18 protein-coding genes and 1 pseudogene are annotated in these 18,746 nt (G+C 62.6%); 7 read left to right on the plus strand and 12 right to left on the minus strand.

Annotated elements, in window-relative coordinates:
- Positions 1-19 precede the first annotated feature (19 nt).
- From IEW19_RS23420 to IEW19_RS06645, 6 genes and pseudogenes are all read right to left on the minus strand, one after another.
- Positions 20-352, minus strand: coding sequence for a hypothetical protein (locus tag IEW19_RS23420; RefSeq protein WP_229748375.1), 333 nt, complete (start codon positions 350-352; stop codon positions 20-22).
- A 519-nt stretch (positions 353-871) separates the two neighbouring features.
- A pseudogene (locus tag IEW19_RS23910) lies at positions 872-1,036 on the minus strand (pilus assembly protein TadG-related protein); the annotation flags it as partial.
- Positions 1,024-1,413: a TadE family protein gene (locus tag IEW19_RS06630; protein WP_188570865.1), complete on the minus strand. Its 390-nt coding sequence runs from the start codon at positions 1,411-1,413 to the stop codon at positions 1,024-1,026. The pseudogene IEW19_RS23910 and the gene IEW19_RS06630, both read right to left, overlap by 13 nt.
- Positions 1,414-1,484: 71 nt before the next feature.
- Positions 1,485-1,685 carry a Flp family type IVb pilin gene (locus IEW19_RS06635; RefSeq protein ID WP_188570866.1) on the minus strand — a complete coding sequence of 67 codons (201 nt, stop codon included), beginning with the start codon at positions 1,683-1,685 and terminating at the stop codon, positions 1,485-1,487.
- Positions 1,686-1,842: 157 nt separating this feature from the next.
- Positions 1,843-2,043 carry a Flp family type IVb pilin gene (locus IEW19_RS06640; RefSeq protein ID WP_188570867.1) on the minus strand — a complete coding sequence of 67 codons (201 nt, stop codon included), beginning with the start codon at positions 2,041-2,043 and terminating at the stop codon, positions 1,843-1,845.
- A 278-nt stretch (positions 2,044-2,321) separates the two neighbouring features.
- Entirely contained in the window at positions 2,322-2,987 is a 666-nt protein-coding gene (locus IEW19_RS06645) for a prepilin peptidase (RefSeq protein WP_373283568.1), read from the minus strand.
- A 294-nt stretch (positions 2,988-3,281) separates the two neighbouring features.
- Between IEW19_RS06645 and rplM the strand changes: the two genes are divergently transcribed.
- Positions 3,282-3,725, plus strand: a complete 444-nt coding sequence (gene rplM / locus IEW19_RS06650; RefSeq protein ID WP_015937805.1) for a 50S ribosomal protein L13 — start codon at positions 3,282-3,284, stop codon at positions 3,723-3,725.
- Between the two features lie 38 nt (positions 3,726-3,763).
- A complete protein-coding gene (gene rpsI, locus IEW19_RS06655) occupies positions 3,764-4,267 on the plus strand; it encodes a 30S ribosomal protein S9 (RefSeq protein ID WP_188570868.1) in 504 nt (167 codons plus the stop codon).
- Positions 4,268-4,405: 138 nt separating this feature from the next.
- Here rpsI and IEW19_RS06660 read toward each other — a convergent pair whose 3' ends face one another.
- The 3 genes from IEW19_RS06660 to IEW19_RS06670 all read right to left on the minus strand — a co-directional run bounded on the left by IEW19_RS06660 (position 4,406) and on the right by IEW19_RS06670 (position 9,421).
- Positions 4,406-6,220 carry an ArnT family glycosyltransferase gene (locus IEW19_RS06660; RefSeq protein WP_188570869.1) on the minus strand — a complete coding sequence of 605 codons (1,815 nt, stop codon included), beginning with the start codon at positions 6,218-6,220 and terminating at the stop codon, positions 4,406-4,408.
- A 79-nt stretch (positions 6,221-6,299) separates the two neighbouring features.
- Positions 6,300-8,111, minus strand: a complete 1,812-nt coding sequence (locus tag IEW19_RS06665) for an ArnT family glycosyltransferase (protein ID WP_188570870.1) — start codon at positions 8,109-8,111, stop codon at positions 6,300-6,302.
- Positions 8,112-8,182: 71 nt separating this feature from the next.
- A complete protein-coding gene (locus IEW19_RS06670) occupies positions 8,183-9,421 on the minus strand; it encodes a bifunctional glycosyltransferase family 2/GtrA family protein (protein ID WP_188570871.1) in 1,239 nt (412 codons plus the stop codon).
- A gap of 158 nt (positions 9,422-9,579) precedes the next feature.
- Between IEW19_RS06670 and IEW19_RS06675 the strand changes: the two genes are divergently transcribed.
- Positions 9,580-10,716: an acyltransferase family protein gene (locus IEW19_RS06675; protein WP_188570872.1), complete on the plus strand. Its 1,137-nt coding sequence runs from the start codon at positions 9,580-9,582 to the stop codon at positions 10,714-10,716.
- A 64-nt stretch (positions 10,717-10,780) separates the two neighbouring features.
- Entirely contained in the window at positions 10,781-12,142 is a 1,362-nt protein-coding gene (glmM, locus tag IEW19_RS06680) for a phosphoglucosamine mutase (RefSeq protein WP_188570873.1), read from the plus strand.
- A gap of 82 nt (positions 12,143-12,224) precedes the next feature.
- Here glmM and mscL read toward each other — a convergent pair whose 3' ends face one another.
- The 3 genes from mscL to coaA are packed head-to-tail and all read right to left on the minus strand — an operon-like array spanning position 12,225 to position 14,496.
- Positions 12,225-12,629, minus strand: coding sequence for a large conductance mechanosensitive channel protein MscL (gene mscL, locus IEW19_RS06685; RefSeq protein ID WP_188570874.1), 405 nt, complete (start codon positions 12,627-12,629; stop codon positions 12,225-12,227).
- A gap of 23 nt (positions 12,630-12,652) precedes the next feature.
- Positions 12,653-13,495, minus strand: coding sequence for a M15 family metallopeptidase (locus IEW19_RS06690; RefSeq protein ID WP_188570875.1), 843 nt, complete (start codon positions 13,493-13,495; stop codon positions 12,653-12,655).
- Positions 13,496-13,500: 5 nt separating this feature from the next.
- Complete coding sequence (gene coaA / locus IEW19_RS06695) at positions 13,501-14,496, minus strand: type I pantothenate kinase (protein WP_188570876.1); 996 nt, start codon at positions 14,494-14,496, stop codon at positions 13,501-13,503.
- A gap of 124 nt (positions 14,497-14,620) precedes the next feature.
- On the opposite strand from coaA, the gene glmS reads away from it, so the two are divergent.
- The 3 genes from glmS (at position 14,621) to IEW19_RS06710 (ending at position 18,701) form a co-directional block, all read left to right on the plus strand.
- Positions 14,621-16,513 carry a glutamine--fructose-6-phosphate transaminase (isomerizing) gene (gene glmS / locus IEW19_RS06700; RefSeq protein WP_188570877.1) on the plus strand — a complete coding sequence of 631 codons (1,893 nt, stop codon included), beginning with the start codon at positions 14,621-14,623 and terminating at the stop codon, positions 16,511-16,513.
- 241 nt (positions 16,514-16,754) lie between these two features.
- Positions 16,755-17,102, plus strand: a complete 348-nt coding sequence (locus tag IEW19_RS06705) for a holo-ACP synthase (RefSeq protein ID WP_018760400.1) — start codon at positions 16,755-16,757, stop codon at positions 17,100-17,102.
- 15 nt (positions 17,103-17,117) lie between these two features.
- Positions 17,118-18,701, plus strand: coding sequence for an NAD(P)H-hydrate epimerase (locus IEW19_RS06710; RefSeq protein WP_188570878.1), 1,584 nt, complete (start codon positions 17,118-17,120; stop codon positions 18,699-18,701).
- Positions 18,702-18,746: the final 45 nt, after the last annotated feature.

The raw sequence follows: 18,746 nt of genomic DNA on the forward strand, positions 1-18,746 counted from the left end.
CTTCCCCTTAGTCGTTGCTTTACTTGATCAGCCCGATGACAATGACGTTGCCATTGGGTGTGGTGGAACCTCCGGTGAAGAGGTTGGGGTCCGCGGAGTATCCGACGAACGTTCCGTAGAGGCCCTTTTGACTCCCGGTGAAAACGTTGGTTGGGTCATATTTGGCCTGACCAGTAAAGTTCCATGCCTGGAGCTTGAACCCGGCCCACTTTTCGATGTAGTACTGGACGCTGGATCCATTGCATGAGCCGAACTGGGCTGCGGGCATTCCCGCGCAGGTGTACTTGTAGACCGGAAGCGCAACGGTGGAGTTGGCGAGTGACGGATTAAGTGTCGGGTTGAACAGGTCCATGCATCCGTTTGGAACGGCACCTCCTGCGCTTGTCATGCTCCACTGCCCAACTTCAGCGGTAACTTTGCATCCAGTGCTGCTGTCGGGATTCAGCCAAGCGAACCCACCTGGAATGATTTGATTCGACGGGTTAAGCCCGTTGCAATCTTGTGCGCCTGCGCCCCCACCCTGGGTGAGGATCTTGTGGGGCAGCCCGTCATCTGTGAATTCGCAAGTAGCGAAAGTCAACGGGAGGATGGAAATACCTTTAGTGACGTACTTCCACTTCGCCGTTGCTGTAGCACCTACCGTCACGGGTGGAGCGTTGAGTGCGCTGGCAAACATCTTGGTCAGGAAGCCGGCGTTTGTGGCGCCATCCTTTGTAGAGGTGGTTACGGAGACCTGGCCCGCGACGGAAAGATCAACTGACTGAACTGTTGACTGCGAGTCCAGGGAATTGCCGTTCGCAAGTGACGAGGCAAGGGCAACAGCGCTGGCTTGGGAGCAGCCTGAGGCTGCGCAAAGGTCCACCGCAGCCAGAGCCCCGGCGTCTGCGGCATTCTGCAGCTGTGCCCGTTCCGCGTATATCTGGCCTGTGTCGACCGCGAGGGCGCCAGCACCTAATAGAACCAACATCATCACAGCCACTAGGACACCAGCGGCACCCCGCTCGGCGGCTTCGCGATTCAGATTCATCCGCCGCATCGCATGGCTCCTACTCCGGTCAATCCGACTGACGATCCAAACAGGCCTGTCATCGTTGGCGCGCTGTAGGTAATCGTTACCTTCATCGTGGTGTCCGGTGTGCAGGCCGTGGGGGAGAACGTGTAGCTGAACGGGCCGCTAAGACCCGGCGCCCCGGCGACTGCGGCGGCTTTTGCGTCGGTTTGACTGTTCTTGACAGCCATAGTCCTCGCGGCCTCGCGAGCGGCTTGGGTTACGGAAATCTGGGCGTTATAGGCATTGGCGAACTCGACGATGCCTACTACGACGGCCAGGAGGATGGGAGCCACCAGCGCGAACTCCACAGCAACGGCGCCACGACTTTTGTGTTCCGTGTTTTCTTTGCGGATCTTCTTCAACGGATCCCCCGAAGTTGATTGCGATTTCGGACGTGCCGCAATTGGTGCGGCACATCCGAAAATTGGGGTGGCTACCAGGTGCCGACTGTCGAGCCCAGGCTGGAGAACCAGTTGTTCAGCGCTGTGCCGAAGGCAGTAACGCCGATGATGATGAGGAGTGCGATGAACGCCACGAGGAGCGAATACTCTGTCGCGGTTGCACCCTTTTCCGAGGAGATGCGCTCCTTGCAGCTCGCGACGAAGGCGAGTACGGAGACCATGAATGAAGTCATTTCTGTCCCTAAATTCTTGTTTTGGCACGGTCGCTGATGCGCCGGCTGATCGCCCCAGGCGATCACTAAGTCGCAGCCGGAGAATGCTGTCCGGCTACCAAGAAGTGCGCCGCGCCCGCTGGGCTACAGGGACGCGGCGCACTGTTGAGGCGGCCAACTACCAGGTGCCGACCTTGGATCCCAGGCTCGAGAACCAGGTGTTGAGGGCACCGCCAAAGGCGGTGACGCCGACGATAATGAGCAAAGCAATGAACGCGACGAGCAGCGAGTACTCCGTGGCGGTCGCTCCCTTTTCAGAGGAGAAACGATCCTTGACGCCGGCAACGAATGCCATCATCGAGACCATGAGAGAAGTCATTGTATTTTCCTTAATTCGGTGAAATTGAATTGATTTTTATTTCAACGAATTTCCAGCTGCCCCCATGAATCCTTAGCGGCTGGACTTCGCTAAGAAGAGATTGTCATTTACGCCGGAGGGCAACAATGCGTAGTGGTACTCGACTTTTAGGCGGCGCGCCGAAAGGACGTACTCGAATACTCGGAAAGGTACCTAGGGTGCGATCACCCTGCTCCATCGACTACTTGGATGGGCGCGCTTCAACCCGAGCGCAAGGAGTCGCTCGGCTGCAGTTCCTGCTACTGGATGAGCAGGGCAGTGAGGGCCAGGGCGCCAAGCATGGCGGGGCCGTGCGGCACTTCCTTGGCCGTATTCCGGCGTTTTCCGCCGAGGAACACCGCTGTGGTGACCCCGTTCACGATGAAGCCCAGAAGGCCTCCATAGAGCAGTTGGCTCCAACCTAGGTACCCGAGGTAAAGGCCGACGGGTGCCGCCAGTTTCACATCGCCCATGCCGATGCCGCCAGGGGAAATCAACGCCAAAATAAGGTAGACGGCAAACAAAATGACCGCGCTGAAGAGGGCGCGGACGAAGTCATCAGGTTGCTGACTAAATATGAGGGGAGCTCCCAACAGGACAATGCCGGCGACTAAGAGAATGAATACGAGCTGGTTGGGCAATAAATGCAGCGCAATATCCACCCTGGCAAGTTGAACGCCGAGTACTGCAAGGAGGATTAGGGCCGACAGGCCCGGTGGAGTGCCAAAGCGCAGGACGAAGGCGACGCAGGCGCCGCCGGTGACTGCCGCCGTCGTGATCCGCGCGCGCGGCGTTGGGAGGCCGCCCAGCCGCGGGAGCAGCCTGGCAATGAGGATCTCAGCCACGGGGGAGAGGAGGCACCCCAGGAGGCCAAGGGAAACGACCATGAGCAAACCGGCCGAGCCGCCGCCCCCTGCTGATACCACTGCGCCCCCTCGGTTGGTCGGGCCGACGCGCGATGTGCTGGCCGTCTGCTACCCCATTTTGACCCTGAACCCCCTGACGCGCTAATCTTGGTAGTCGTTGTGCGTGTCCTATTCCGATGGTGCGTGCCCGCTTGAGAATCCGGTTGCAGGATAGCTACTCAACGTGCACATTCGGAACTTCAGGATGACTGGTTACATGGAGCCCTCACCTCTGTTCCGGTAGCGCGCAGACAGTAGGTGCGCGAGCTAGCGACACCTAAACAAGAACGCCAGAACAAGAACGAGGCAAACACCGTGCGTACGTACACCCCGAAGCCCGGCGATATCAACCGCCAGTGGCACGTCATTGACGCCACCGACGTTGTCCTTGGTCGTCTTGCAAGCCAGACCGCAATCCTGCTGCGCGGCAAGCACAAGGCCACTTTCGCATCCCACATGGACATGGGCGACTTTGTCATCATCATCAACGCTGAGAAGGTAGCCCTGACCGGCGCCAAGCTGGAGCAGAAGCGCGCATACCGCCACTCCGGCTACCCGGGCGGCCTGACCTCCGTCAACTACGCGGAACTCCTGGAATCCAACCCGGTCCGCGCCGTTGAGAAGGCCATCAAGGGCATGCTCCCCAAGAACTCCCTCGCTGCCCAGCAGCTGGGCAAGCTGAAGGTGTACCGCGGTGCAGAGCACCCCCACGCCGCCCAGCAGCCCAAGACTTTCGAAATCACCCAGGTCGCCCAGTAGTCCTGGCCACCAAACAACTTATCTATACAAGGAGAATCGTGGCTCAGAACGAAGAGACCACCGAGGTCGTCGAGGCCGAGGAAAACCTGACCAGCTACACCTCTGAAAGCTCAGCTGCCGAAGCTGCGCCGAAGAAGGAGCGCCCGGCCCTGACCGTCGCCGGCGCAGCCGTTGGCCGCCGCAAGGAAGCCGTGGCACGCGTCCGCGTTGTGCCCGGCTCGGGCAAGTGGACCATCAACGGCCGTGCGCTGGACAACTACTTCCCAAACAAGCTGCACCAGCAGGACGTCAACGAGCCCTTCAAGATCCTGGATCTCGAAGGCGCCTACGATGTCATCGCCCGCATCCACGGTGGCGGCATCTCCGGTCAGGCCGGTGCACTGCGCCTCGGCATCGCCCGTTCGCTGAACGAGATCGACGTCGAGAACAACCGCGCCACGCTGAAGAAGGCCGGTTACCTGTCCCGCGACGCCCGTGTCATCGAGCGTAAGAAGGCCGGTCTCAAGAAGGCCCGCAAGGCCCAGCAGTACTCCAAGCGCTAAACCCGCTTGCACAGAAGCCCGTCCCGCCACTTGGCGGGGCGGGCTTTTCTGCGCGCCGGACATCCTTGAGACGATCCACCGGATCGCGAGTCCGGCAGCAGACGCATCAAGCCCCTCGACTAGAATAGGTTTTAGTGCTCACATGATGCGTTTGGACAGGTCGTAAATGCCCTGTCCATTTATCACCTCGAGGTCAAAATGCCTTTTTACCCAGTCTGAAATGTCACTCACCGTGCTTGCCTTTGACTGTGTTGCCAAAAACTCGTCCTGGGGCAGGAAGTAGCAGATCTTTCCGTCCTCTACGTGGTCTTTGAAAGCCTGGAGGGTGGGTGACGGGTCTGTCCCGGCGAATCCACCGAGCGGCATGACCGGTCGGCCAGCCTCAAGCTGGAGTCGTGCGGCTGTCTGCGAGGCTGTGGTGGCGGCCGCCCAAAGGCACGTTCCAGAAGAAGCCGTAAGTTTGTCGAGAATGGCGGTGTTTGGCGTCTGGCCAAAGGCAACGTCATACGCCCAAGCGGGGTTCCCATGTTTCATGTCATCCAGAAAGCGATTGATGCTCGTTTGGCTCTTCGTCAGCTGCCCGGAAACGGGGTTGGAACCGTTCTGTGGGAGTGTTGTATTGAGGGCTGATGTAAGGAGGGGCCCCGCCAACATGGCCGCCACCGCTACGCTTGCCGCCCCCACCTCAAGCCAGCGGGCCGGGGGCCGGACAACCGACAGCGCTGCGCCGAGAGCTCCTAGGAGCATGATTCCATTGTCAAGCCACTCCGGCCAGCCAACCACGCTGCTCAGGATGAGCCAAGTGCACACCGCCGTAGCCAGGATGCCAGCCGCTGCTACCACTCTGACCACAATCAGCCGGTGGTGCTGCAAATAGATTGCGCTGGCAACACCGAGGGTGAGGGCCAGCGGCGCCGAGAGCGCCTCCGTGTAGTAGGTGTGGATCTGATTTCCCATAAAGCTCAGGACGAGGTAGGTGCCCAGGAACCAAGTGATGGCCACAAAGGCCAAGGCCCTTGCTCCACCTTCGCGGGGTAGCAACCTCCAGCTAAAAGCTGTCAAAAGTGCGCCGATAATCGCGGCAGGCAGCATCCATCCGATTTCCTGGCCGTAGTTCGCATTAAGAAGCCGCGTAAGCCCAGCGTCCGAATCCACCTGCCTGAACTGTTCGGGTATCAGGTTTGCGACTGGACCAGCGTCGGTCCCCACTATGCGGTCCACCCCGTTGTAGGCCCAAGTCAGTTCCAGCACGCTGTTGGACTGTGAGCCTCCGACGTAAGGCCGCTTTCCCGCAGGGATCAGGTCTACTAACGTCATCCAGAAACCGCCGGTAAAAACCATCACAGCACCTGAAATGGCGAAATTCTTCAGCCTCCTGGACCAGGCCGCGTTGCCCCAGAACAGATACGCAACACTTACGCTCGGGAGGACCAAGAGCCCTTGAAGCTGTTTGGTCATGAAAGCCAGACCCACCGCGACGCCGGTGAGGATGAGATACCTCAACCGGTTCGACTCGATCGCATGCTGTACCGCATACACGGAGACAAGCATCAGCAGAAGCATGAGAGGATCCGGGTTGTTATACCGAGACATCAAGACCACGATCGGCGTGGTGAAGAATACGGCGGCAGCAAAAAGTGCAGGTATCGCCGGAAAATTCTTACGAACGATGACGTAAATGAGCAGTGTAGATGTAACGCCCATAATTGCTTGTGGCGCCAATATTCCGATGGGCGTAAATCCGAACATCTTCGTGGAAATCTCCATAACCCACAAGCTGAGTGGCGGCTTGTCAACGGTAATGGAATTGCCCCAGTCCGAGGACCCGAAAAATGCGGAACCCAAGTTCTGCGTGCCGGACTGGACTGCTGCACTGTAGAAGTAGTTAGCCCAGCCGTTGATTCCCAGGTTCCAAAAGTGGAAAATCCCGTTCAACACCAAAATGAGCAGCAACGCCGGCCGCTCCCACACTGGATTTTGGGGACGTCCCCTTATCACTCCACGAAGAAACCGTATGGCCTCCTCTTTATAGTCAGCCCCGAAGGTTGTAGATAGTGACGCCGTCAACGTTCTCCCCCTTGAAGTTCGACTGAACCCACTCCGTGGTAGCGGCGGCGTCCCGGCCGAGGGGTATACCGTCAACGATTGTTTGCTGCCAGATGAAATAGGCGATGCGCTTACTCGACACCAAGGATTTGAACTGGTCAAGAGTCGGAGCGGGGTCGGTGCCCAGCCAACCTCCCAGTGCGATTACCGGGCGCTGCGATGACAATTGATATTGCGCTGCGTTCTGGGCTGTGTAGGTGGCTGCGGCCCATTCGGACTCCGTCGCGTTCTGCAGCAGCGCAGTCACTGCCGGCGATGGTTCTGCACCAAACCCAAGTTGGCGGGCAAGAGGCGGATCGCCGCGGCGCGCGGCGTCAAGGTGTGCTGAGAGTGTTCCCGGATTGTTGCTCACGGGCCCGGACAAAGGGTTTGTCCCAAAGTGGGGTGTGGAAAGCGTGATCGTGTCCGTTGCCAGCGGACCCCAAATCAGTACGAGCCCGATGAGCACCAGCGTGAGCCGGACTTGAATCCTGGATTCAGCCAGGAGCCAGCCTGCCGCCGCCAAAAGCGTTATCGCGATTGCGCTGACTGGCCAGCTGCCCCAACCGTTACTGTATTCAAAAATCCGTGTCGCCACGTAGCCTGTTCCCAACAACAAGACAACGCCCATTGCCCGAGGGATCAACCGGCCACGGAGTGTCCACAACAGGGCGACGCCCATCGGGATGACCAGCGCTATCGGGGCGGCCAGGGAAAATACGTAGTACGTATGTGTCATGGTGCCCATGAAGCTCAATACGGTATAGGTGGTTGCGAGCCAGGTGACGGAGATCGTCAATAATCCGGTCTTTGACTTCGAAACGTGGCCCGACTCTCGCCACAACATCACCAAGGCGAGCGTGCACGTGAGGGCAGTAAACAGCAGCCATGCCCCCTCCGGGGCAAAGTTTGCATTGAACAGCCGGCTGAGTCCGCCGTCGTAGGAACTCGGTGAGAGGTCTTCAGGTGTCGGTGTAGCGCCCGTCGCGGGATTGGTGCTGAAACGCAGGAACCTGGCCAGTCCGTTGTAGTCGATGGTGAGTTCGAGCATGCTGTTCGTAGCAGAACCGCCGATATACGGCCTGCTTCCTGCGGGGATGAGGTCGACCACTATGAGCCACCAGCCGCCGCTGACGATTAGAGCACCGAGGAAACCCAGGAGCCGCCATATCCGTGATCCGATTGTTCCCGCGCCGCAGAGAACGATCGCCAGGACAAAGGCGGGAATTGGCAGGAAGGCTTGGATCTGTTTCGCCATGAATCCAAGCCCCAAAGCCGTTCCTGACAGGAGAAACCATGACCAGCGGTTGCTTTCGTTGGCGCGGACGATGAAGTACGTTGCGGCGACCGTCAGCAGGCCCATGAGGGGTTCTGGGTTGTTGTACCTGGACATGAGGACGACTACCGGCGTGGTCGCATAAATTAGGCCGCCCAGCAGTGCCGGCGCGGCCGCATGGTTTCGGCGGATGATCTTGTAGATAAGCCACGTGGTGGCTATGCCCATCAGGGCTTGCGGCACAAGAAGAGACCAGGAATTGAGGCCAAAAAGCCGGACCGACAACGCCATGATCCAGATGCTCAGCGGCGGCTTGTCAACGGTGATGAGGTTCCCCGCGTCGAGGGAACCGAAGAAGAAGGCCTTCCAGTCTTGGGACCCGGCCAGCGCTGCGGCGGAATAGTAAGGATTGGCCCATCCATTGCGGTCCAAGGCCCAGAGGAAAGACGTGGCGGTCGCGGCCAACAACCCGGCCAAGGCCATGCGCTCCCACCTTGCGTGATTCCGGGCAATCGGGCCGGCGGGGGCAAGAACCCGGTTCGCCTCTTTGATGCTCAACGGACTGACTGTCCAACAGGCCGGAAAGCCAGATGGGCCGAATGTCCGTCACTGCGACGAACCCTGAACACCCAAAGGCGAAGAAGCACGAACCGCAGCAATGTGGCGAAGACGTTGGCGGCGGTCAGGACCAAGAGTTCGGTGCTTGGGGCTGGGTCCAAATTCACCGTGTGCAGGACCAGCAGTGCCGAGGACGTAATAGCCCACGCCAGAAGGAAGACCACAAGGCCCTGGAACTGTTGGGTAAACAGCTTCACTGGGCCGCTAATGCCGAAGGTGAACCGCCTGTTCGCGGCAGTGTTGCCAACGGCCGTCAGCAACAGGGCAAGGAAATTGGCCTGTTGTGCGCCAAAGGGTCCTTGGAGAACCAAATACAACAATGCGAACGCAAGGGTTGAAATAACGCCAACGAGGCCGAACCTGACCACTTGGCCGAAAAAGCTGGGACGGCCCGGTGGGACTATCGGCCCGCGACCGAGTTCGGCATAGATTGCCTGGACGGGAATCGAACCTCTCACCAGAGAACCAGCGACGCGAACCATCCCGCGAAGATCATCCAGGGCAGTTTGTTTGATGTTGACCCGGCTATCGGGGTCATCAATCCAGTCGACCGGGATTTCGTGGATCCGCAGCCCCGAGCGTTCAGCGATGATCAACAACTCAGTATCGAAGAACCAGCCGTTATCTTCCACATGCGGGAGCAAACGCTTAGCGACGTCGGCCCGTATTGCCTTAAATCCGCATTGCGCATCGGAGAACCGGACCTGCATCGTCCGGCGGAGCAGGAAGTTATAGGAGCGCGAAATAAATTCCCGCTTCGGACCGCGACTGACGCGTGAGCTCTGACCCAGCCTTGTACCGATGGAAAGGTCCGAATGCCCCGACAGCAGGGGCGCTACAAGCGGCGGGAGTGCGGCAAGATCCGTGGACAGGTCCACGTCCAAGTAGGCCAAGACCTTTGCCTCCGAAACGCTCCAAGCATCGCGAAGCGCGAAACCACGCCCTTTGACCTCGAGGCGGCGATACTCGACATTTGGCAGTTGCTCGCTGAGCCGGGCAGCAATCGCCGGAGTCCTGTCGGTGCTTGCGTTGTCGGCAATGGTTATCTTCCATGTCGACGGCATTTCCTGTGAGAGATATTCGGAGAGCCTTAAGATGCTGTGTTCGAGTACGGCTTCCTCATTGAAAACCGGTACTACAATTTCGAGCGCCAAGCCCCCATAGCTAGGTGTCATGCATCAGAGATTAGGGCTGGCCAACGCCGGCCGCGAGTCCTTTTGGTAAAGACACGTACCGGACAGAAGAATCAAGTAGTCTACCTAGCCAGCCATACTTTGAAGCAGGTAGCTACTACTGGGGCCCGCCCACCACCGCACCACTACGATCAGGGCGCATGGGGGATGAAGAAGCGAATCGCGGGTCTACCCGCTACGGCGCACTTGACGGGCTAAGGGGACTGGCCGCCGCAGTAGTGGTGATTCACCACTGCTTCCTGGTCTCACCGAGCCTTTCCCTCGCCGTTGCCCGTGTGGACACGGAACACATTGAACCGTGGGTATGGTGGATGACCTTCACGCCCCTGCATTTGCTATGGGCGGGCACCGAGGCGGTTTACGTTTTTTTTATTCTTTCCGGATTTGTTCTCACGCTCCCCTTCATGGGAGTTTCACAGCCAACCTGGCGGGCGTACTATGCAAAGCGATTTGTCCGGATCTACCTTCCAGTCTGGGCGTCTTTGGCCGTTGCGGTGCTCTTGGCGTGGATCGTTCCGCGCACGGGAAGTCCGGACCTTAGCGCCTGGCTGCTCATTCATGATGAGTCTCCGAATGTGTTTGTTGACGGCGTCCTCCTTGGTGGTGCAGACTCACTCAATTCGCCACTCTGGTCACTGCAGTGGGAAATGTTGTTCTCCTTAACGCTCCCTCTTTATGTGGTTTTGGTGTTGCGGATTAGAAATGCTTGGCTGCCGTGCCTTCTGACGCTTTTTTCGTTGATCGCTGTCGGAACGGTCACCTATCTCCCGGCCATCGTTTACATGTCCATGTTCGGCATCGGTGTACTCATGGCCGTGCGGAGGAACTCGCTGGAACAATTCGGACGCACTCTCAGTCGAGTCAAATGGATTGGCCTCATTGCGTCCTCATTGCTGCTCCTGGCCTCGCGGTGGCTATTCCCGCAACTTCCCACGGTGATATGCATGGCGTGCATCGGGGGTTCGCTATTGGTGTTCGCCTTCATTGCCTGCCCGCCCGTAGCCAGTGCAGGCAACCATCGAATCCTGCAATGGATTGGCACCCGATCCTTCAGCCTGTATTTGGTTCACGAGCCGATCGTGGTATCGATCGGCTTCGTCTCTCATATTTCGAACCCGTTGCTCCTTACGGCCTTGGCCGTTCCACCCTCATTGGCTGCGACCGAATTATTCTTTCGGTTTGCCGAACGGCCGGCCCACATACTTGCTGGACGCGTCGGCCATCTTGTGGGCAGCAAGGTTCGCCGAGCGCCGCAGCTTCTGACGGCCCGGCCGTAGATAGATCGCCGCCCTTGAAGGACCCGCCCCCAAAGCCCCTGCACCCATCCTCTAGACTTGTCCGGTGTCTAGATTATTTGGAACTGATGGTGTCCGGGGCTTGGCCAACGGCCTGCTGACAGCGGAGCTGGCCCTGCAGCTGGCCCAGGCGGCCGCCGTCGTGCTCGGCCACGACCGCAACTCCAACGATTCAAGGCCCCGTGCCGTGCTGGCCCGTGACCCGCGCGCCAGCGGCGAATTCATCGCCGCTGCGGTGGAGGCCGGCCTCTCCAGCTCGGGTATCGACGTCTATGACGCAGGCGTCCTGCCCACGCCCGCCGCCGCCTACCTCGTGGCGGACCTGGATGCCGACTTCGGCGTCATGATCTCCGCGTCCCACAACCCGGCACCGGACAACGGCATCAAGTTCTTTGCCCGCGGCGGCCAGAAGCTGCCCGACGAGGTGGAGGACGCCATCGAAGCCCAGATGGGCAAGGAAGCAGTCCGCCCCACCGGCGCCGACGTGGGCCGCATCCAGCGCTTCTCCGACGCAGAGGACCGCTACATCGTCCACCTGCTCCGCACCCTTCCGCACCGCCTGGACGGCCTCACGGTGGTGCTGGACTGCGCCAACGGCGCCGCGAGCGGCTGCTCGCCCCAGCTCTTCAAGGACGCCGGCGCCGACGTCATCGTTATCGGCGCGGATCCTGACGGCCTGAACATCAACGACGGTGTGGGCTCCACCCACCTGGGCCCCCTCAAGGAATCCGTGGTGAAGTACGGCGCGGACCTGGGAATCGCGCACGACGGCGACGCCGACCGCTGCCTGGCCGTGGATCACGAGGGCAATGAAGTGGACGGCGACCAGATCATGGCCATCCTCGCTGTCGCCTTGAAAAAGTCCGGCAGGCTCAAGGACGACGTCCTGGTAGCCACCGTCATGAGCAACCTGGGCCTCAAGATCGCCCTCCGCGACGCCGGCATCACCATCCTGGAAACAGCAGTGGGGGACCGCTACGTCCTCGAAGGCATGCGCGACGGCGGCTACAACCTGGGCGGCGAACAGTCCGGCCACGTTATCTTCTCCGACCATGCCACGACCGGCGACGGCCTCCTCACCGGGCTGCAGCTCGCCGCGCAGGTGGCCCTGACCAAGAAGCCGCTCAAGGAACTGGCCACGGTCATGACCAAGCTCCCGCAGGTCCTCATCAACGTCAAGGGCGTTGACCGCAGCAGGGTGGGCAGCAGCGACGTCCTGGCTCAGGCCGTTGCGGCGGCGGAAGCAGCGCTCGGCGAAACCGGCCGCGTCCTGCTCCGGCCGTCCGGCACCGAGCCGGTTGTGCGCGTGATGGTGGAGGCAGCGGACGAAGAGACCGCCCAGTCCATCGCCGAACACCTGGCCCACGTGGTCCGGACCGAACTCGCGCTGGAGCTGGCCTCAAGCTAGGCGAACCGCAGCAATCCAACCCAAGCGCAGAGTGGCCCGCCTCCCAACAAGGAGCCGGGCCACTTCGCGGGTAACAAACGGCCTAGAGCGCGCGCTCCTTCAGCGCATCCCGGATCTCGGTCAGGAGCGCAACCTGCGGATCCTCGGCGGCATCCTTCTTCACGTCGTTGTTGATTCCCAGCCTGCGGTTGCGTCGCTCGATCATGATGTTCATCGGCATCACCACCACAAAGTAGATGGCCGCGGCAATCAGCAGGAAATTCACTATTGCGGTCAGCAGCACCCCGAACTCGATGGCGTTGCCGTTCATCTGCACCCTTGCGAAGCTGTCGAAGTTGGGCGCGCCAACCAGCCCGGAGATGAATGGCATCAGCACCTTGTTCACCAGCGCCGTCACCACCGCGCCGAACGCAGTACCCATGACAACGGCGACGGCAAGGTCAACCACATTGCCCTTCATGATGAAGTTCTTGAATCCAGTCAGCATGGAATCCAACCTAGCGCACGCCCCTACGGATACCCCGGCGCCGCTTCGAGCCCGAAGTATTCCTCCAGCGTCCCGATCCCGCGGTTCAACATATCCGTGGCCGCCTCCACCCCCACGTACCGCAGGTGCCACGGCTCGTAGTAGTACCCCGTGATGGGGTGCAGCATCCACGGGTACCGCACCACGAACCCGAACCGGTTCGCGTTCGCCTTCGCCCAGGTGGCTGCCGGCTGGTCGGCGAAACACGGCTGGAAACTGCAGGCGCCACCGCCGTCCCCGATGTCGAACGCCCACCCGGTCTGGTGCTCCGAATGGCCGGGACGCGCACTGGCGGTGTCGGCGTCGGCCTGTCCCCGTGCGGCGACGTACCCGTTGTAGGTGGTCACCTGCGTGGTGTACGAGCGGTAGCCGCTGGCCAGCACCATCGCCACGCCGTCCCGCCCGGCCGCCGCGAACATCGCCTCGGCGGCCGCCGCCGTCGTGCTGTTCAACAGCGCCGCCTCACCCGCAGCGGAAATGGCGACGGCGGGACGCACCAAATCGGCCGGCACATAGTCCGCCGGCTTCAGGGGCCGGTGCTTGTTGACGATGACCCACTGGCTGGTCGGGTCGTCAAGCGAAAACTGCCGCGCCAGCGTGGCCGAAGGCGACGGGGACGGCGCCTCCGGTGACGAGCCCACGGTGGCGACCTCCGGGGTCGCGCCCGGGGAATCAGTAACGGCGGCAGGGGAGGAAGAAGCAGCGGACGACGACGGCACCACCTTGGGCGCCTCGGGCGTGCAGGCTGACAGGACAGTCAGCCCGGCCCCCGCTGCGAGGAAGCGCGTGAAGCTGCGCCGGGTGGAGGACCCGCATTGGTAGCACACCTGTGCTACACCTTCCGGAGGAGCATGCGCCGGATGGAGTGGTCCGCCTCTTTGGTCAGCACCAGCTGGGCCCGGCCGCGCGTGGGCAGGACGTTCTCCTCCAGGTTGGGCTCGTTGATCCGCTTCCAGATATCCCGGGCGGTGCTCTCGGCCTCCTCGTCGGAGAGGGTGGCGTAACGGTGGAAGTAGGACTCCGGCTGCGCGAACGCGGTGCTCCGCAGCTTCCGGAACCGGTCCACGTACCACTCCTCGATGTAGGAGGTCTTGGCGTCCACGTAGATGGAGAAGTCGAAAAAGTCGCTCAAGGCCAAGCCCTGCCGGCCGTCCTGCCGGGGACGGGCAGGGGCCAGCACGTTCAGGCCCTCCACGATCAGCACGTCCGGGCGGCGGACCACTACCTCCCTGCCGGGAACAATGTCGTAGGTGACGTGGGAATACCAGGGCGCCCGCACTTCCTCGGCACCGCCCTTGATCTCACTCACGAAGCGCAGCAGCGCCCGGCGGTCGTAGGACTCCGGGAAACCCTTCCGGTCCAGCAGCTGACGGCGCTTCAGCTCAGCCAGGGGGTAGAGGAACCCGTCGGTGGTGATCAGCTCCACATTGGGTGTGCCGGGCCAGCGGCGAAGCATCTCGCGCAGCACGCGGGCAATGGTGGACTTGCCCACGGCAACGGAACCGGCAACCCCGATCACGAAAGGGGTGCGCTGGGTCTGCTCGCCCAGGAACGTAGTGGTGGCCGCGTGTAGCTGCCCGGCAGCCTCCACATACAGATGCAGGAGACGGGACAGCGGCAGGTACACATCCCTGACTTCTTTGATGTCCAGGGGGTCGCCAAGCCCGCGAAGGCGCAGCACGTCCTCTTCATTAAGGGGCTGTTCCATCTGGGCTGCGAGCCGGGACCAGGTGTGCCGGTCCAGCTCCACGAACGGCGAGGCACCCTCCCCGTTCGCTTCATTGCGTTGCGAAGTCACGCTAAAGATTCTGCCCCGGGTCCGCCCCATCGCGAAATGACGCCCCTGCTCAGTGGGTCGGCAACAGCCCAGCGCGGGGGCGCCGGTCCCGGATGCCCGGAAGCGCGGCCTTCCCGTTTAGAGCAACAGGCACGCTGCCGATAGTCTTGTGCTTATGTGTGGAATCGTGGGTTACGTAGGCCGTTCGGTTGACGGTGGGATTAATGGTCACAGTGCGCTGGACGTAGTCCTGGAGGGACTGCGCCGTCTGGAGTACCGCGGTTATGACTCTGCCGGTGTGGCTGTGGTGTCCGATGGGGCTATCGAGTCGCGGAAGAAGTCCGGGAAGCTGAGCAACCTCATTAATGAGCTGGAGGCCCGGCCGCTGCCTGAGACCCTGACTGGTATCGGCCACACGCGCTGGGCCACGCACGGCGGCCCGACGGACCGCAACGCGCACCCGCACCTGGCTGACGGCGGCAAGCTCGCGGTGATCCACAACGGCATCATCGAAAACTTCGCCGAGCTCAAGCAGGAGCTGCTGGAAAAGGGCGTCACCTTCCTGTCCGAGACGGACACCGAGGTCGCTGCCGCGTTGCTGGCTGACATCCTCCGCAACCAGCTGGGCGGCGACCCGGCCAACGGCGGCCTCACCCGCGCCATGGAGCTGGCCTGCCAGCGCCTGGAGGGCGCCTTTACCCTGCTGGCGGTGCACGCGGACCAGCCCGACGTCGTCGTGGCCGCCCGCCGCAACTCACCGCTGGTGGTGGGCCTGGGCGAGGGGGAGAACTTCCTGGGCTCTGACGTGTCCGGGTTCATCGACTACACCCGCCGCGCCGTGGAGCTGGGCCAGGACCAGATCGTCACGATCACCGCTGACAGTGTGGCGATCACCGATTTCTTCGGCAACCCGGCCCAGGGCAAGGAATACCACGTGGACTGGGACCCGGCCTCGGCTGAAAAGGGCGGTTTCTCCTCCTTCATGGAGAAGGAAATCAATGACCAGCCCGACGCCGTGGCGCAGACCCTGCTGGGCCGGTCTGACCTGGACGGCAAGCTGACCCTGGATGAGCTGCGGATCGATCCTGAGCTGCTGAAGCAGGTCAACAAGATCATCGTGCTGGCCTGCGGCACCGCCGCGTACGCCGGGACCGTGGCCAAGTACGCGATCGAGAACTGGTGCCGGATTCCCACCGAGGTGGAGCTCGCGCACGAGTTCCGCTACCGGGACCCGATCCTGGACGAGAACACCCTGGTGGTCTCCATCAGCCAGTCCGGCGAGACCATGGACACCCTGATGGCCGTCCGGTACGCCCGGGAACAGGGCGCCAAGACCATCTCGATCTGCAACACCAACGGCTCCACCATCCCGCGGGAATCCGACGCCGTGCTGTACACGCACGCCGGCCCCGAGATCGCGGTGGCCTCCACCAAGGCGTTCCTGGCCCAGATCACCGCCGCGTACCTGCTGGGCCTGTACCTGGCTCAGCTGCGCGGGAACATCTTCTCAGGCCAGATCAAGGACGTCCTGGCGGACCTGAACAAGATCCCCGCCAAGATCCAGACCATCCTGGACAGCGCCGGCCCGCTGCGCGAACTGGCCCGGTCCATGGCCAACGAGAAATCGGTGCTGTTCCTGGGCCGCCACGTGGGCTACCCCGTGGCCCTGGAAGGCGCGCTGAAGCTCAAGGAAATCGCGTACATCCACGCCGAAGGCTTCGCCGCCGGTGAGCTCAAGCACGGCCCCATCGCCCTTATCGACGACGGCCAGCCGGTGTTCGTGGTGGTCCCGTCCCCGCGCGGCCGCGACTCGCTGCACGCCAAGGTGGTCTCCAACATCCAGGAAGTCCGCGCCCGCGGTGCCCGGACCCTGGTCATCGCCGAGGAAGGCGACGAAGCCGTCAAGGCCTACGCCGAGTACGTCTTCTACGTCCCGGAAACCCCCACCCTGCTCATGCCCCTGCTGACCACCGTCCCGCTGCAGATCTTCGCCGCCGAACTCGCAGCAGCCAAGGGCTACGACGTGGACCAGCCCCGCAACCTCGCCAAGAGCGTCACCGTCGAATAGCAGGCTCTTCGCAGGACATGGAAGCCCCAGGCCCAAGCGGCCTGGGGCTTCCGTTCTGACACCGCCAGCCGAACGGGTTTGCGTAACATTTGGCACGCCTCAGCCACGGAAGCCCCGGGATTTCAGGGTGCGCTTCGCGCGATCAGCCTAAAAGTCACGCTTTTCCGCTGATGGCGGACAGCACGGGTGACCGGTGTGCATGCCGGCTTCCAGTCGGGGGCACCCCCGTAGAATGAACCGCATGATCGTTGGCATTGGGGTAGACGTAGTAGACATCGAGCGCTTCGGCCGCCAGCTGGAACGGACGCCGGGCCTGAGGGACCGCCTGTTCGTGCCCGCGGAACGGGAACTGAACACCCGGTCCCTGGCCGCCAGGTTCGCCGCAAAGGAAGCTGTGGCCAAAGTCCTAGGTGCGCCTGCCGGCATGAACTGGCAGGACTGCTGGATCGGCCTCGACCAGAACGGGCCCACCGTCCAGGTCAAAGGCACCGTCCTGGCGGTTGCCGAGGCCAAGGGCGTCAAACGCTGGCACCTGTCCATCAGCCACGACGGCGGCATCGCCACCGCCACGGTCCTGGCCGAGGGCTGACCCGGCCGCCGCCGCATGATCAGCGCCTACACCGGAACACAGGTCCGGGCAGCCGAGGAACCCCTCATGGCCGCCGGGCTGGGCGACGTGCTCATGCACCGCGCCGCGCACGGCCTGGCCAAAGCCGTCGTCCACGAACTCAAGTCCCACCGGGACCGCCTGAACGGCGCCAGTGTGGTGGTGCTGGTGGGCACGGGCAACAACGGCGGTGACGGGCTCTACGCCGCCTCCTTCCTGGCCGCCCGCGGAATGCGTACGACGGCGGTACTCACCGGGAATGCCGCGCATCCGGCGGGCCTGGCAGCGTTTGAGCGCGCCGGCGGCCGGGTGCACCGGCTCACCGAAGCGGCACTCCCGGGACTCGCAGCGGAAGCCGCAGGGGCCGACGTCGTAATTGACGCCGTGCTGGGCACGGGCGCCAAAGGCGGCCTGCGGGAGAATGCGGCGGACCTGGTCCGCGCTATCACTGACAAGGACAGGCAGGGCGTGGTGGTGGCCTGCGACCTCCCCAGCGGCGTGGACGCCGATACCGGGGCGGCGGTGGCTCCGGTCCTGCCGGCCGACCTGACCGTGACTTTCGGGGGAGCCAAAGCCGGCCTCCTGGCCGATCCCGGGGCAGACCATGCCGGCCGCGTCCTGATTGTGCCGATCGGAATCGACGAGCACCTGCCGCAGCCGTCCCTGCGCCGGCTTGAGGATGCCGACATTGCCCGCCTCCTGCCGCATCCCGCCAGGCGGGCGCAGAAGTACTCCCGTGGCGTGCTGGGGGTGGTGGCCGGATCCGAGGATTACCCTGGCGCCGCCGTGCTCGCGTGCCGTGGCGCGCTGGCCGCAGGCGTGGGCATGGTCAGGTACCTCGGCCCGCCGTCGGTGGCCCACCTGGTCCGGCTGTCCTGCCCGGAGGTTGTCTGCAGCACGGGAACCGTGGCTGAAAACCGCGTGCAGGCCTGGCTGGTGGGCTCGGGCATGGGGCCACGGGACCACGAACAACTGACCCGCGCACGGGAAGCGATTGCGTCGGACCTTCCCGTCGTGGCCGACGCCGGTGCGCTGCCCGCGCTGCCCGCCATGCTCGCCCCGCACGTGGTGCTGACCCCGCACGCCGGCGAGCTCGCGTCGCTGTTCCAGCGACTGGGCCACGGGGAGGACCGGGAGGCGGTGGAAGCCGGAACGCTGGGTGCTGTCCGCCATGCGGCCGAGCGCACCGGGGCCACCGTCCTGCTCAAGGGCGCCACCACCCTCGTGTCCGCACCCTGGGGCACCACCTTCAGCCAGGCGGACGGCACGGCCTGGCTCGCCACGGCCGGCAGCGGGGATGTGCTGGCAGGCGTCATCGGTGCGTTGCTTGCCCAGACGGGGTCCGACGTCGGCCGCTTCAGTAAGGCGGGCATCGCTGCGGACGGGCGGTGGGCTGCCATCGCCGCGCTGGGGACTGCTTTGCATGGCCGGGCCGGGAGGGCGGCGTCGGAGGCCGTGTCCGGCGGGCCGATCACCGCGGGCCGCATTGCGGATGCCCTACCCGAAATCTGGGGTAAAGTCAGCATGCTTAGTAACTCTGGAGCCTGGAAACGTAATAGTCACAGCCAACCACTACGGTAGGCATTAGTTCGCACCAGCAGTAGGGGCGTTCGGATGTCCTCTGCT

Source organism: Arthrobacter liuii (genome assembly GCF_014639275.1).
Lineage (GTDB): Bacteria > Actinomycetota > Actinomycetes > Actinomycetales > Micrococcaceae > Arthrobacter > Arthrobacter liuii.